Origin of the sequence: Dactylosporangium sp. NPDC051485 (assembly GCF_040682015.1) — a bacterium.
Lineage (GTDB): Bacteria > Actinomycetota > Actinomycetes > Mycobacteriales > Micromonosporaceae > Dactylosporangium.
This window is the reverse complement of the sequence record NZ_JBFAZW010000003.1, coordinates 24,012-38,041: the sequence shown is the minus strand read 5'-3', so window position 1 is coordinate 38,041 and position 14,030 is coordinate 24,012. Positions and strand designations below refer to the sequence as shown.

Sequence of the window (14,030 nt, the reverse complement as noted above, 5' to 3'; positions counted from 1 at the left end):
TGACTGATGTTCAGTATCATGAACAGGTGAGTGTTGCGTCCGCCATCGGCACGAGCCGCCTCCTCCCGGTCGTCGTACTCGACGACGCCCGCGATGCGGATCCACTCGCCGCCGCCCTCGTCCAGGGCGGCCTGCACAGCGTCGAGGTGACCTTCCGAACCGACGCCGCGGTCGACGCCATCCGCGTCATGTCCGGGCACCCGGAGGTGCTCGTCGGCGCGGGCACCGTGCTGACCCCGGCCCAGGTCGACCAGGCCGTCGAGGCCGGCGCGCGGTTCATCGTCAGCCCCGGTTTCGGGCCCGCCGTCGTACGGCACTGCCAGCAGCTCGGTGTCCCGGTATTCCCCGGAGCGGCCACCGCCACCGAGATCCAGATGGCGCTCGATGCGGGCCTGGACACGGTCAAGTTCTTCCCGGCCGAGCAGCTCGGCGGCATCGGCATGATCAAGTCGCTCGCCGCACCGTTCCGCTCGCTGCGGTTCATCCCGACCGGCGGAGTCAACACCCACAACCTCGCCGACTACCTCTCCCATCCCGCGGTCCTGGCGGTCGGCGGCACCTGGATGGTCGCCCCCGACCTGATCGCCGCCCGACGCTGGGACGAGGTCACAGCCCGTACCGCGGCGGCCGTTGCCGCCGCCCGTCCCACAGGGGAGGCGTGACCGATGGTCCAGATCCGTCCTGCCAGCGAGTGCCGATACGACCTGGTGTCGCTCGGCGAAATCATGCTGCGCCTCGACCCGGGCGAGCGCCGAGTTCGCACGGCTCGAAGCTTCCAGGTTTGGGAAGGCGGCGGCGAGTACAACGTGGCCCGCGGCCTGCGCCGCTGTTTCGGCCTGCGCACCGCCGTCGTCACGGCCTTGGCCGACAACGAGGTGGGCCGACTGATCGAGGACCTGGTCCTGCAGGGCGGCGTTGACACGTCACTGGTGCAATGGGTGCCCTACGACGGGACCGGGCGCGCCGTCCGCAACGGGCTCAACTTCACCGAGCGGGGGTTCGGCGTACGCGGCGCCGTCGGCACCTCCGACCGCGGCCACACTGCCGCCAGCCAACTGCGCCCCGACGACGTCGACTGGGACCACCTCTTCGGCACGCTCGGGGTGCGCTGGCTGCACACCGGAGGCATCTACGCCGCGCTGTCCGAGACCACCCCGGACACCATGGAGGCGGCCATGGCAGCCGCGTCTCGGCACGGCACCGTCATCTCGTACGACCTCAACTACCGCCCCAGCCTCTGGAAGGCGCTCGGCGGGCAGCGCCGCGCGCAGGAGGTCAACCGCCGATTGGCCCGCTACGTCGACGTGATGATCGGCAACGAAGAGGACTTCACCGCCTCGCTGGGCTTCGAGGTGCCCGGCACCGACGCCTCGCTGTCCCACCTGGAGGTCGACAACTTCAAGCGGATGATCGAGGCGGTCACGAACGAGTACGACAACTTCGCGGTCGTGGCCACCACCCTGCGTACCGTCCACACGGCCACGGTCAACGACTGGGGCGCGATCGCCTGGTCCGCCGATACCGGCTTCGCCGAAGCGACCCACCGGCCCGGACTGGAAATCCTCGACCGCGTCGGCGGCGGCGACAGCTTCGCCTCAGGACTGATCTACGGACTGCTGGAAACGGATGGCCTCGCCACCGCGGTGGAATACGGAGCCGCGCACGGCGCCCTCGCGATGACCACGCCCGGTGACACCTCAATGGCCAGCCTGAAGGAAGTCGAGGCCCTCGTGCGCGGCGCCGGCGCCCGCGTCCAACGGTGACGACCTCGTCACCCGAGCGGGCGTGCTGTTCGTTGTAGACGCATACCCGGGCAGGCGGGTGTCCGGCCACCCGGTTGATCAGGCGACCGATCCACGCCGGGCGGTACGGTGGGGTATGACCAGCGAATCCCTGGCGGCTCGACAGCGTCGACGCGAGCAACTGCGCGACTTTCTGCGTACCCGCCGGGCACGGCTCACCCCCGGTGACGTCGGCATGGCGGCGGTAGGCCGGCGCCGGACGCCGGGCCTGCGGCGTGAGGAGGTCGCCGTCCTGGCCGGGGTCGGCGTGTCCTGGTACACCTGGCTCGAACAGGGCCGCGACATCAACGTCTCGGCCGAGGTGCTCGACGCGATCGGCCGGACGCTGCGGCTGACCGAGCCGGAGCGTGCGCACCTATATGTGCTGGCCGGGCTCAACCCGCCCCGGGCCGGCGGGGCGCACGGTGCCAGCGTTACCCCGGAGCTGCGACACCTGCTCGACGCGTGGACGCCACGCCCCGGGGTGCTGCGGGACCGGTACTGGAATCTGCTCGCGGTCAACGAGGCGGCGCGGACGGTGTTCGGTTACGCCGACACCGACCACAACTGCCTGATCACGTTCTTCACCAATGCCCGATACCGTGGCATGCACGTCCATTGGGCGTCGGTTGCGCCGTCTGTCGTCGCCGCCTTCCGCGCCGACGCGGCACATTTTCCCGACGATCCGGAGTACGGCCGGGTGGTCGACGATCTCCGCGCGGCCAGCCCCGAGTTCAGCGAGCTGTGGGCCCGGCACGAGGTGGGCGTCCCGGTCCAGGTGGTGAAGGCGGTGCACCACCCCGAGGCCGGCGATCTGTTCTTCGACACGACGACCCTGGCAGTGGTCGACCGCCCGGACTGGTATCTGGAACTGTCCAACCCACGGCCCGCCACCGGAACCGGCGAACGGCTCGAACGACTGGCCCGCGTCCGGCTCGCCGCCTCGGCCTGATCGTCCGGCGAACCTGGTGGTGCCACTACCCGGATACCCGAGCCCTGTTCGTGTCAGGCGCCCAGCGACACGCTGGATCCCATGACCCACAGATTTTCCCGATTCGATGACAAGATCGCGCTCATCACCGGCGGTACGAGCGGCATGGGACTGGCCACCGCACGGAGGTTGCTGGCCGAAGGCGCACAGGTGGTCATCACAGGGCGGGACAAGACCCGGCTGGACGCCGCGGTCGCAGATCTGGACAGCGGCGACCGCGTCGTGGCCGTACGCGGAGACGTGGCGAACCTCACCGACCTCGATGCGCTGACCGCCGCGATCCGGGACCGGTACGGACGGCTGGATGTGCTTTTCGCCAACGCGGGCGTCGCCTCGTTCCAGCCGAACGGTGACATCACCGAGGCCGAGTTCGACCGCCTCGTGGACATCAACTTCAAGGGAGTCTTCTTCACCATCCAGAAGTCCCTCCCGCTACTCTCCGAACACGCGGCGATCGTGATCAACGCGTCCTGGACGGTGCACCGCGGCCTGCCCTGGGGCTCCCTCTACGCGGCGACCAAGGCGGCGGTGCACAACCTGGCGCACACCCTCGCGGCTGAACTGGGACCCAGGGGAGTACGGGTCAACTCCGTCAGCCCCGGCTATATCGCGACCCCGATGTTCCACGACGCCATCCCGGTCGAGGCGCAGCCCGGCGTCATCGCTCAGGTGGTCGCCGGTCGGTTCGGGACCTCCGAGGATGTCGCCGACGCGGTCGCCTTCCTCGCCTCCAGTGAAGCGTCCTACGTCAACGGACAGGATCTGATCATCGACGGCGGCCTGGTCTCCGCCATCCCGGGACCGACCGGGTAGCCACGGCTGCGGACGTGTGGGTGCGCCGATGTTGAGCCTGCCGGCCCGCGTCGGTGAGACCGACGCGGGCTGTGGGGCCTGTCTCCCGAGGCCGGGTACTCCGGAGCGAAGCCAGCGTGCCGAGCAGGATGAGGGCTGCCGCGATGAGCGCGCCCGTGCCGTAGGCCCATGCAGGGGTCGAGTTGTCCAGGACGACTCCGATCAGGGCGGAGGCGGCCGCCGCGCCCGCATTCACGGCGGTGTTGACCCAGGTGTGTGCCTCCATGCGCGTCTCGTCGCCGGTCAGGGCGTCGGCGACGAGGTAGCCGGACACCATCGCGGGGGCGAGCGCGAGCCCGGCGACGATGAGGCCGAGTGCGAGCAGGGCGACGGAGGGCAGTGCGGCGAGGGCGGCGCTGGCCGTGGTCATCGCGGCCGCCAGGCCGAGCAGGCGCGTGCGTGCCGATGAGCGCCAGGTGCGCGCGCCGTAGGCGAGGCCGCCGATGCCGCTGCCGAGCGCGAGAGCGCCGAGCAGGAGTCCGGCGAGCGTGTCGTCGGGGGCCACCTGTGCGGGGACGATGACGCCGATACTTCCCACCACGATGCCGGTCGAAGCCGTCAGGATGAGGGCGGGCACGAAACCCCGAACACCGAGCAACCGTGGTCGGGCCGCGCGCTGCGACGTGGGCGACGCACCCGGCGGCGGGCTGGTCGCCTTCGCGGTCATGAGGAAGCAGCCGACAAGCGCGAGCACGGCAGAGGTCACGAGGCCCGCCTGCGGGGCGGTAAGCGCCATGATGAGCCCGGCGACGACCGGCCCGAGGGTGTAGACAACCTCCTCGCTGACGGCATCCAGACTGTAGGCGCGAGCGACCTGGCCGGGGTCGGCGACCAGGAGCCTCCACCGCATCCGCATCGCCGCGCCCACGGGCGGAGCCGACAACCCTGCCGCCGCCGCGCAGGCGACCAGGACGAACTCCGTTGCTCCCAACGTGGCGCTCACGACAAGGGCGGCAACTCCAGTCACGTAGCCGAGCGCCAAGAGGCGAAGGCCGAACCGCTGCCCCCTGCGGTCCACGAGCCGGGCGCGCAACGGTGCGGCGATGACATTGGCGAGGCCCAGCGCTCCGCTCGCGAGCCCCGCCACCGCATACGAACCGGTGACGTGGGCGACCAGGACGACACAACTGAGTGTGACCGTGGCAAAGGACATGCGCCCCAGCGCCGAGGGGAGGAACACACGCCATGCGCCCGATGCGGCCAGGACAGCGAGGTAGGAGCGACCCATCACGGCTCCCTGACGCGGAACACCGCGAGCGAGGCCGCCAAGCGCACGCTGCCGTCGCCCGGCGGGCGCGCTCCGTCGTGCAGCAGTTTCCCCAACTCCCGTGCGAGTTCTACGGCGCGCTCGGCGGTGCCGGCGTCGACCCAACCTTCGAAGTCGGTGAAGACGGGCACCGATCCCGGGGCCGCATCGAGCGCACGCCGCGCCAGTTCCTGCCCCATGCCCTGCGCGAGCAGGCGGAAGTCCGTGTCCGTTCGCAAACGCTCACCGGATGCCGGGTTGTGACGGTACAACTTCGCCACCCCGCCCCGGATTCGCTCCTCTCCGGCCAACTCGACCAGACCGGCCTCGCGGAGCTTGCGCAGGTGAAAACTGACGTTCGCCGCGTTCTCGCCGAGGCGCCGGGCGATCTGCGATGCACTGAGCTGTTCGCCCGACAGCAGCGACAAGATCCGGAGCCGCAACGGATGGGCCACCGCGCGCAGGCCGAGCCCTTCACCATCAAACATATGTTTAAGGGTAGTCGATCGCGAGTTATGTACTTCGGGATACATAACCTGCTAGGTTGATGCGCATGGCCAGGCCGCGCATGTTCGATGAGACCGCTGTGCTCGATGCTGCCGCCGCACAGTTCCGGGTGCATGGCTTCGCCGACACCTCGACCGAGCGGTTGTGCGAGGCGGCCGGGGTTCGGCGCAGCAGCCTGTACAACACCTTCACCTCCAAGGACGAGCTGTTCGTGCGTGCCTTGGGGCGGTATACGGACTCGATCCGCGAACGCCAGACCGCGGTCCTCGCCGACTGCGACGTGGCCGGCGGTGACCGCATCCGCGCGCTCCTCGACCTGGTGATCGCCGAGGAGCGGGACGCTCGGAGCGAAGGCCGCGCAGCCGGTTGCATGGTCGTGCTCACCTTCATGAACCCCGACCTGCGCGAACGAGACGAACGGATCGCCCGCATTCTCGAGCACGACCTGCGCGAACGTCTCGCGCTTCTCGCGGGCGCCATCCGGGCCGGGCGCCTGGACGGCAGCATCGCGCCAGATGCCGACCCCGAACGCGGAGCGCTGGTCGTCACCACCGTCATCTCCGGCCTGCGGGTGACCGCGCAGGCCGGTATCGATACCGACACGCTCCGCCAGATCGCACTCGACGGCCTGCGCTCGCTGCTGACCTGATCGAACTCGCCGCAACGGCGGGTTCCGCATGCGCTCATTTTGGATAACAAAGTACAGAAAGGTTGGTCTGTTGACCACCACCACGTCCATCCCGGCGAGAGCGGTCCCGCTCGCGGTGTACGTCCTGGCCGCCGGCGTCTTCGCGATGGTGACCAGCGAGTTCGCCGTCTCCGGTCTCATGCCTCAGCTCGCCGAGGGACTCGGCGTGGGCATCGAACGGATCGGGTACCTCGTGACGATCTTCGCCCTCGCGATGGCCATTGGCGGCCCGATCCTGACGGCGGCCCTGCTTCGCGTCCCGCCGACGAGGGCGCTCATGCTCGTCTTCGCCGTGTTCCTGGCCGGCAACGTCCTCGCCGCGCTGGCCACGAGCTACCCGACCATGGCGATCGCCCGGATCGTCAGCGGGACTGCCTCGCAGGCCTTCTTCGGTATCTCCGTGTCGATGAGTGTCCGTCTGGTCGATGAACGGACGAGGGGCCGTGCGGTCGCGGTGGTGATGAACGGGCTGATGCTCGGCACGCTGCTCGGCCTGCCCCTGGCGACCTTCATCGGCGGCCGGCTCGGATGGCCATCGGCGTTCTGGGCGATCGCCCTGATCACGCTGGTCGCCGCCGCCCTGACGCTCGCAGTCGTGCGCAGCCCTGACACACCAGCCGACCCCGGTACCCCGGCCGAGGCGGTGACCGGCTCGGAGCTCGCGGTGCTGCGCCGCCCGCAGTTCCTGTTCGCGCTCCTGTCCAGCACCCTCATCATCGGAGCGACGTTCTCGGCGTTCAGCTTCTTCACCCCGATCCTCACGCACGTCAGCGGGTTCGCCGAAGGCACCGTGCCCCTGCTGCTGCTCGCCTATGGCGCCGCGACCCTGGTCGGCAACGTCATCGTGGGGCGACTCGCGGATCGGCACACCATTTCCACACTGCTGGTCGGAACCGGTCTCAACATGCTCTTCCTGACCGGGTTCGCGCTCTTCACTGACGATCCACCGCTGGCGTTGGCGTTCATGGTGGGTATCGGCCTGGTGGGGGTGACGATGAATCCCGCGATGGCCGTCCGTGTGCAGCGCGCCGGGAGCACCACACCGCTGGTGAACACCATGCACGGCTCGTTCATCACCCTCGGGGTCACGATCGGCTCGGCCGCCGGGTCCGCGCTGATCCCTGAGTTCGGACTCCGCGCCCCGATCGTCCTCGGGATCGGACTGGCGATCCTGGCCCTCCTCGCAATTCTGCCCGCACTCGAAAACCCCCACCTACGCAACGGCGACCGCACCGAACACTCCGAATCCCAACGGAACCAAGCGCGTTGACATCGCTCACCAGCAACCCCGGCCGGCGCACAACACGCTGAAAGGCAGAACACTCATGCTTCATCCACTGTCTCCGACATTCACGTTGCCTCGCGCATCCCGGACGCACCGTGGCGGGCCTGACCGCACTGCAGGCCGTCGCGGCTGCATCAAGGTGGTCCTCGAGCCTTGATCTCCGCAGGACCGAAGGGCTGACCGGGGCGCGGTCACGCGACCAGGCGTAGCCAGGCGGCCGCGAGGGCGGCGTGACCGGGTGGCGTCGGGTGCACGCCGTCGGCGACGGCCTCCACCGCGAGGCGACCCGGACCGTGACTGCGCCCGCGCGATCCACCTGCTCAACCTCGGGTCCGGGATGACTGCCACTGCGGTCGTATCCTGCGACGATGCGTCCCAGGTTGATAAACGAGGTGCGGTTGGAAGGACTTCAGCACGTCCTCCCGGCAGCAGGCTTGGGCTGGGTAGTCACCGAGCCGGCCACCGAGACCGTCAGCCTGCTCGACCACGATCTGCAACTGGTGCGGCGAGTCTCGCTACCACTCGCCGTCCCTCGCCTGAACGTCAGCGCGACAAGCCGGTTCGTCGCGATCGCCGACAGCCACGAACTCGTCGTGCTCGATAGCGCCGGGGACATCTGCTGGCGACGCCCTTGGCGCCGGTTCGGAGCCGATCCGGCCGACACTGATGTCCCGTTTCACCTCGATACCGACGGCATCCTTTGGATCCGCGTGGCCACCACCCGGGAACTCGTGGCTCTTGACGCCGCAACCGGCGTGGAGATCCATCGCGTGACGGTGGTCGGTCCGGACGCCGCCTGGTTCCTGCACCGACCAGCCGACGCCTCCACGGGTCTGGGGCTTCTTCATCCGGACCCCTCGCGCAGCGCCCTGATCAGTCTGAACAACGGTCGCATAGCGCTACGACCACTGCGCGGCCCTGATCTCGCAGACTTCAGCCCAGAGGGATCGCGCTACCTCACCATGAGTATCGACGGTTTCCTCTCCGTGCGGGAGCTCGCCACCGAGACCGTGCTGGCGGAGCGACACCTCGACGACCTCCCGGACTTGCCATCCCGGATTCGTTTCGCCGACTGGTGCTTCGAGTATCCGGCGCTGTTCCTGACCGACGAAGTCCTCTTGGTCACGCTCAGCCCTCGGGACTACTCGGACGACGACGAGCACCTTCTGCTCTCAGCACGAAGTCTTCGGTACCGCTCCCGAACTCACTACCCGACCCTGCGATGGCCCGGCTCGATCGTCAGCGCGGAAAGGTCTGGCCGCTGGCTCACTCGCGATCACGAGGAAAGCACGCTACGGCTCTGGCAGATCGGCGACGTTACGCCGCCACCCGCGAGCCCGCAGCCAACATCAACGCCGCTTGACGATGAGCCCATACCGGGCCAGATCGCACTCTTCTGATCAGCGGCGTCGCGGCCGCCCCTAATCTCCGACGCTGCCGGCCGCGTTTCAGGCCACACTTCGCGCGGCTACCGCGCCTCGGCTGGCTGTTCGCCGAGGGATACAGTCGCCAGGGACTCGAACCCTGAACCTACGGATTAAGGGCGGCGAGACGGAGCGACGTGCGCGCCGGCACCCAGGACATCGCTTCGACGTCGCCTGGCCGGGTGAAGACGAGCACGGATTCGTCGAGGCGATGCCATACGAGCCGGCCGGAGTGATCTTCATCTGCCTCGCCGGCGGCGAGCAGCAATTCCTGGCCTCCCACCCGGAGAGTCACCTCGGCGAGCAGGTCACCATCCAGGTAGGCCGACACCTCTTGGACCTGACCCGTGGGCAACTCGGGCAGGTCCCGCATCCGGTACCCGGCGCCCGGCTCCTCGGCGGGCCAGTTGCCGGAGGTGCCGATCGCCAGCCCGAACGCATCGTTGTCCTGGTACGTGGTGACGACCACCGGTGAGTCGTTGGCGAGCGTCATGCGCAGTGTGAGCAGTTGCAGGCACGGTACGTCCGGGCCGCCGAACTCAACGTGCGTGTCGGCGCCGCGAACGGCCATCTCGATGCCCTGCCAGGAGCCGAGAACATGGCCTTGCAGCGCAAGGAACGCTGACGCCTGCCGCTGCACCCAATCGCCGATCATCGCCATAGTGTGCTCGGCGGGCCACAACCTTGCTGACACCGCTTCCTCCGGCACGATGACACCTGCGGCAAGGTCGGCAGCATCCCTGGCCACGTCTGCCCGACGTACGGCGGCCGGTCGATCAACCACCTCACGAAGCGATCCCCAGCCCGTGCAGCAGGGCGGTGTCGTCGGTGAAGCGCTCGTACGACATCGGTCTTTCGGTGTCCGGCGTGCGGCCGTGACCCTGCTGGTCGAAGACGACGACCGGGCGCCGAGGTGCGAAGGCGCCGCCCCGCTGCCGCATCGAGTCGGCGCCGAGGAACGGGCCGGGGATGAGCGGCAGCGGTGGCGCCGTGGCGGCCGTCGGGTCGTCGTGGACCTCGTGGTGCAGGCGGAGCCCGTCGACCGGGAGGTGTCCGCTGCGCGAAGCCGTCATGCGCTACTCCTCGGCCAGCAGCCGGGCGGTCGGTAGCCGGCGCAGCGATCGTACCGGCAGGATCGCCGCCGCCACCGCCAGCAATGCGCCAGCGAGCGCGGCGGCGGCGGCGACCGCGTACGAGATGGCGGTCAGCTCGGAGCTCAGCAGGGCGGCGGTGCCGAGCGCGACGCCCACGCCGGTCGTCGCGCCGAGGACGCCGATGGCGAGCGCCTCATAGGCGGCCAGCCGGCCCAGCGGGGCATCCGCCCAGCCGACGGCGCCGAGCAGCGCGAACTCGGCGGCCCGCTCGCGGATGTTGACGTAGAGCACGTCGGCGACCGTGGCCGCGCCGAGCAGGGTGGTGAGGACCGCCGCGATGTAGTCCGTGCTCTGGACCTGCACGGTGATCGCATCGCCGAGGACGGTGCCGGAGACGCTGCCCCGGAAGGTCAGGTTGATGATCACCAGGAGGGTCAGCGAGGCGATGCCGAGGGCGAGGCTCACCGCGCCGAGGACGGTTCGGCCGGGCGCGCGCAGCACGTTGCCCATCGCCAGGCCCGAGACGCGGCGGGGTACTCGGCGGCGGCGGACCAGTACGACCGCCGGGCGAACCGCCGCTCCCGGGTCGGCCCGCGTCGCCCGCCAGGCCGGTGGCAGCGCCGCCAGCCCGCTCAGCAGCAGCGCGGCCGGGATCGCGAGCAGGGCGTAGTCGGCGCCGAGGGACACGCCGAGCAGGCGGGACAGCGCCAGCGCCAGGATGGTGCCGAGCAGGCCGGCGACCGCGCCGACGGTCACCGACTCGCCGGTGACGAGCGCGAACAGCCGCCAGCGGGCCCAGCCGAGGCAGGCCAGCACGCCGAGCTCGGTGGCCCGGGTCCGCACCGCCGCGCTGGCCGCGTTGCCGACCGCGAGCGCGCACGCGATGAGCACCAGGATCGCCAGCACCAGCGACTTGCGGTCCAGTGCCGACACGATCGTCGTGGCGACCCCCAGCCGCAGCCAGTTCTCCCGGACCGCCAGCGCGGGGCGGCCGAACTGGCCGGCCGGCAGCTGCTCGGCCACGCCGGCCGCCGACGAGCCGCCGACGAGGTCGACCCGCAGGCCGGTGGCCAGGTGGATCTGGTCGGCGATGGCCCGCACCCGCTCCTGGGAAAAGGCGTCGATGCCCACGTCGCCGGCGACCCGGACCCGCACCATCGAGATCGGCGCGTCCTTGTTCACCCCGTGCTCGGCGTCGACGTTGGTGTACGGGTCGCGCTGGAGCTTGGGCAGGGCCGACAGCGTGGTGAGCAGGTGCGGGCGCTGCCCGAGCGGCCCGGCGAAATCGGTCGTCGGCTGGAGCGCCCGGTCGCCCAGGGCCTGCCGCGCCGCCGGGTCGGCCCCGGTCGCCTCGGCGCCCGCGTAGAGGTCGAAGGGCATCCGCGACAGCTCCGGCCCGAGCTGGACCTTGGCCGGGTCGAAGACGCCGACGCCCCGCAGGAACGTCCGCGCCGCCTTCGACTCGTCGATGCCGTGCCGGACGATGGCCCGGACCGGGTCGTCGGCGAGGCCCATCGGCAGCGGCGGCTGATAGCCGTGGGGGAGCTTGCCCCACTCGGCGCCGCCGTAGGGCACCACGTCGGCGCCGCGGCCGGGGCCCGAGAGCGTCATTGCGCTGGTCGTCCACCACTCGCGGACGTCGGAGGTGCCCACGTACGGCACATACCCGCTGCGGTCGGCGACCGGGTGCGCGATCGCGTCGAGGAGGGCCGGGTACACGTCCTGGGCCGTGTAGGCGCGCGAGGCCAGCGGGGTGGCGGGCATGGTCTCGTAGTAGGGCACGGCGTTGTCGAGCCGCATCCCGGCGGCGGTCTGCTCGGCCGCGTCGCCGCCGAGGCGCTCGATCTCGACGCGCAGCTGCTGGTCGAGGTCGAGGCGGCCGGAGGCGAGGACCGGGATGCCGGCGGACTGGTCGGACTCGGGGAGGTAGGCCCCGGAGGTCACCGCCCCGTCGAGGCCGTCGAGTTTCGCCTCCTGCGCGGGGTCGACGGCGGCCAGGAGCAGCGGGATCGGGAAGAGCACCTCGACCTGGGCCCGCTTGACCGCGTTGGCGCTCGACGCCGGGTCGTGCGACCAGCAGTTCGCCTCCGCGCGGTCGTCCGGCGCGAGGGGCTTGACGTTGTCGAAGTAGCCGGTCTGGTGCTCGCATACGGTGATGACGCCGTTCGGGCCGTGCTCGTGGATCTCGGGCGGCTTCGGCAATCCGTTTATGTACATCTTGCCCTCGACCAGTGGTTCGCCGGGCACGTACTCCAGGTTGTTCGGGGTGACGTAGAGGTACTTCGACCCGTCGGGGATGCTGCTCAGCCCGCGGTCGCCGACGTAGGTCGGCCGCAGCTTCAGCACCTGGCGCCCGCCCTGGCCGGCGTACTCGGTGAGATCGACCGTGATCACCGCGGTCTGCATCACGTAGCCCGCCATCGCGACCGGCGCCGCCACCGACACGCCCTGGATGTCGAGGATCCGCCGCCACTGCGCCTCGCTGATCCCGCCGTAGGTCGAGCTGACCCGGTCGGTGCTGATCAGCCCGTCCTCGGTGGTGGCGGCAGGCGGGCGGACCAGGATGTCGTACATCGGCCGGAAGTTCTCCCGGACCGTGCCGTTGACCCGCACCTGCGAGCCGCGCGAGGCCGACGCCAGCAGCGCGAAGCTCGCCACGGCGATGGCGACGGCGGCGATCGTGGCGACCAGCCGACCGCGCCGGAAGCGCAGCTGCGCGCGGATGAGCGAAATCAACGGACCCTCCTGAGGGGAGCGAAACGGTAACGAATCGTTAGCACGGTTACGCAGACTCCAACCAACCGCCGGTACTCGGCCGGTGGACAGCGGAGGGAACCTTCATGGTCAACAAGCTCAGGGCGGCCGGTGACCGGATGCTCGGCGCGCTGGTGCCGAAGAAGACGGCGCAGGCGTACACCTGCTGGTTCATCACCAGCGCGCCGGTGTGCAACGGCGGCCCCGAGAAGTGCTGCAACTACCCCGAGAACAACAACGTCACGTACTGCTGGTGCCTCTGACCGCATAGCGGGCGCGCCCCGGGCCGGCCTCCGGTTCCGGGGCGCGTTCATGCCAGCCGTCCGGCCATCACGCCGACCACGTCGGCGACCGTGGCGAAGCCCCAGTGCCGCGAGTCCGCGCTGGCCCACGGATGGTCGCCGAGCACGACGACCCGGCCCGCCGGCACCCGGTCGCCCGCCTGTCCGCCGACCGCGGCCAGCACCGAGTCCGGCACCGGATCCCCGGCGAGGGCCGCGACCCGCTTGACGATCAGGTCGCCGCCGAGGTCGGGCTGGCCGGCGACGGGGTGCAGCACCACGACCCGCCCGATGCGCAGCCGCCGGATCCGCAGGACCAGCAGGCGGCTGCCGGGCCGCAGCGCCGGCTCCATGCTCGGGCCGGCGACGGTGACGACGAGCAGCAGCCGGCGTAGCGCCAACAGGGCCCCGGCCACGAGAGTGGCCGCCGCGATTCCCCACGCCACCGCCGTCACCTGGCCGCCAGCCGGCCGTCGAGCAGGTCGACCACCCGCTCGCACTGGGCCGCGATGGCGGCGTCGTGCGTGCTCAGCACGATCGTGACGTGGTGCCGCTCGCGCAGGCCGAGCAGCAGGTCGAGGATCGCGCGGCCGGTGTGCGAGTCGAGGTTGCCGGTCGGCTCGTCGGCCAGCAGCAGGCGCGGGCGGGTGATGAGCGCGCGGGCGATCGCCACCCGCTGCTGCTGCCCGCCCGACAGCCGGGACGGTAGCGCGCTCTCCCGGCCGGCCAGCCCGACCGCGTCGAGCAGCTCGCGGGCCCGTTCGGCACGGTCGAAGCCCAGGTTGCGGTAGGGCAGCACCGGCACGAGCACGTTGTCCAGCGCGGTCAGGGCCGGCAGCAGGTGGAAGCGCTGGAAGACGAAGCCGACCCCGCGCCGGTAGGCGGCCAGCTGGGCGCGGCTCGCGGCGGTCAGCTCGCGGCCGTCGACCGCGATCGAGCCCGAGTCGGCCCGCTCGATCGCCCCGATCAGGTGCAGCAGCGTCGACTTGCCGGAGCCCGACGGCCCGGTGAGCGCCGTCAGGCTGCCCGGCTCCAGCGTGAGGCTCACCCCGTCGACGGCGGCGAGGCGCTCCCCGTTGCCGAGGGGGAACGACTTCACCACGTCGCTGAGGACGACGCCCGCCCCG

15 protein-coding genes are annotated in these 14,030 nt (G+C 70.6%); 8 read left to right on the top strand and 7 right to left on the bottom strand.

What is annotated here, in order from left to right; genetic code table 11:
- Nucleotides 1-26: 26 nt before the first annotated feature.
- From eda to AB0M46_RS02145, 4 genes are all read left to right on the top strand, one after another.
- Nucleotides 27-662 carry a bifunctional 4-hydroxy-2-oxoglutarate aldolase/2-dehydro-3-deoxy-phosphogluconate aldolase gene (eda, locus tag AB0M46_RS02160; RefSeq protein WP_363332372.1) on the top strand — a complete coding sequence of 212 codons (636 nt, stop codon included), beginning with the start codon at nt 27-29 and terminating at the stop codon, nt 660-662.
- 3 nt (nt 663-665) lie between these two features.
- Nucleotides 666-1,763 (top strand): sugar kinase, encoded by a 1,098-nt coding sequence (locus AB0M46_RS02155; RefSeq protein ID WP_363332371.1) that lies wholly within the window; start codon nt 666-668, stop codon nt 1,761-1,763.
- A gap of 115 nt (nt 1,764-1,878) precedes the next feature.
- Nucleotides 1,879-2,733: a helix-turn-helix transcriptional regulator gene (locus tag AB0M46_RS02150; protein ID WP_363332370.1), complete on the top strand. Its 855-nt coding sequence runs from the start codon at nt 1,879-1,881 to the stop codon at nt 2,731-2,733.
- A gap of 81 nt (nt 2,734-2,814) precedes the next feature.
- Nucleotides 2,815-3,585 (top strand): glucose 1-dehydrogenase, encoded by a 771-nt coding sequence (locus AB0M46_RS02145; protein ID WP_363332369.1) that lies wholly within the window; start codon nt 2,815-2,817, stop codon nt 3,583-3,585.
- On the opposite strand, the gene AB0M46_RS02140 is transcribed toward AB0M46_RS02145, so the two are convergent.
- Nucleotides 3,539-4,852 carry an MFS transporter gene (locus AB0M46_RS02140; protein ID WP_363332368.1) on the bottom strand — a complete coding sequence of 438 codons (1,314 nt, stop codon included), beginning with the start codon at nt 4,850-4,852 and terminating at the stop codon, nt 3,539-3,541. The genes AB0M46_RS02145 and AB0M46_RS02140 overlap by 47 nt on opposite strands.
- Complete coding sequence (locus AB0M46_RS02135; RefSeq protein ID WP_363332367.1) at nt 4,852-5,358, bottom strand: helix-turn-helix domain-containing protein; 507 nt, start codon at nt 5,356-5,358, stop codon at nt 4,852-4,854. Before AB0M46_RS02135 ends, AB0M46_RS02140 begins: the two co-directional genes overlap by 1 nt.
- A 65-nt stretch (nt 5,359-5,423) precedes the next feature.
- Between AB0M46_RS02135 and AB0M46_RS02130 the strand changes: the two genes are divergently transcribed.
- From AB0M46_RS02130 to AB0M46_RS02120, 3 genes are all read left to right on the top strand, one after another.
- Nucleotides 5,424-6,026 carry a TetR/AcrR family transcriptional regulator gene (locus AB0M46_RS02130; RefSeq protein ID WP_363332366.1) on the top strand — a complete coding sequence of 201 codons (603 nt, stop codon included), beginning with the start codon at nt 5,424-5,426 and terminating at the stop codon, nt 6,024-6,026.
- Between the two features lie 70 nt (nt 6,027-6,096).
- On the top strand, nt 6,097-7,335 hold the full coding sequence (locus tag AB0M46_RS02125; RefSeq protein WP_363332365.1) for an MFS transporter: 1,239 nt from the start codon (nt 6,097-6,099) through the stop codon (nt 7,333-7,335).
- A gap of 383 nt (nt 7,336-7,718) precedes the next feature.
- Entirely contained in the window at nt 7,719-8,750 is a 1,032-nt protein-coding gene (locus tag AB0M46_RS02120; protein ID WP_363332364.1) for a hypothetical protein, read from the top strand.
- Between the two features lie 130 nt (nt 8,751-8,880).
- Here AB0M46_RS02120 and AB0M46_RS02115 read toward each other — a convergent pair whose 3' ends face one another.
- The 3 genes from AB0M46_RS02115 to AB0M46_RS02105 all read right to left on the bottom strand — a co-directional run bounded on the left by AB0M46_RS02115 (nt 8,881) and on the right by AB0M46_RS02105 (nt 12,604).
- Nucleotides 8,881-9,429 (bottom strand): hypothetical protein, encoded by a 549-nt coding sequence (locus AB0M46_RS02115; RefSeq protein ID WP_363332363.1) that lies wholly within the window; start codon nt 9,427-9,429, stop codon nt 8,881-8,883.
- Between the two features lie 130 nt (nt 9,430-9,559).
- The gene (locus AB0M46_RS02110) at nt 9,560-9,847 is read right to left on the bottom strand and encodes a hypothetical protein (RefSeq protein ID WP_363332362.1); all 288 of its coding nucleotides are present in this window, start codon (nt 9,845-9,847) and stop codon (nt 9,560-9,562) included.
- Nucleotides 9,848-9,850: 3 nt separating this feature from the next.
- Nucleotides 9,851-12,604 carry an FtsX-like permease family protein gene (locus AB0M46_RS02105; protein WP_363332361.1) on the bottom strand — a complete coding sequence of 918 codons (2,754 nt, stop codon included), beginning with the start codon at nt 12,602-12,604 and terminating at the stop codon, nt 9,851-9,853.
- 104 nt (nt 12,605-12,708) lie between these two features.
- Between AB0M46_RS02105 and AB0M46_RS02100 the strand changes: the two genes are divergently transcribed.
- The gene (locus tag AB0M46_RS02100; protein ID WP_363332359.1) at nt 12,709-12,885 is read left to right on the top strand and encodes a hypothetical protein; all 177 of its coding nucleotides are present in this window, start codon (nt 12,709-12,711) and stop codon (nt 12,883-12,885) included.
- Between the two features lie 47 nt (nt 12,886-12,932).
- Here AB0M46_RS02100 and AB0M46_RS02095 read toward each other — a convergent pair whose 3' ends face one another.
- A complete protein-coding gene (locus tag AB0M46_RS02095; RefSeq protein WP_363332358.1) occupies nt 12,933-13,349 on the bottom strand; it encodes a S26 family signal peptidase in 417 nt (138 codons plus the stop codon).
- A gap of 5 nt (nt 13,350-13,354) precedes the next feature.
- On the bottom strand, nt 13,355-13,924 hold the full coding sequence (locus AB0M46_RS02090) for an ABC transporter ATP-binding protein (protein ID WP_363332515.1): 570 nt from the start codon (nt 13,922-13,924) through the stop codon (nt 13,355-13,357).
- Between the last annotated feature and the right edge of the window lie 106 nt (nt 13,925-14,030).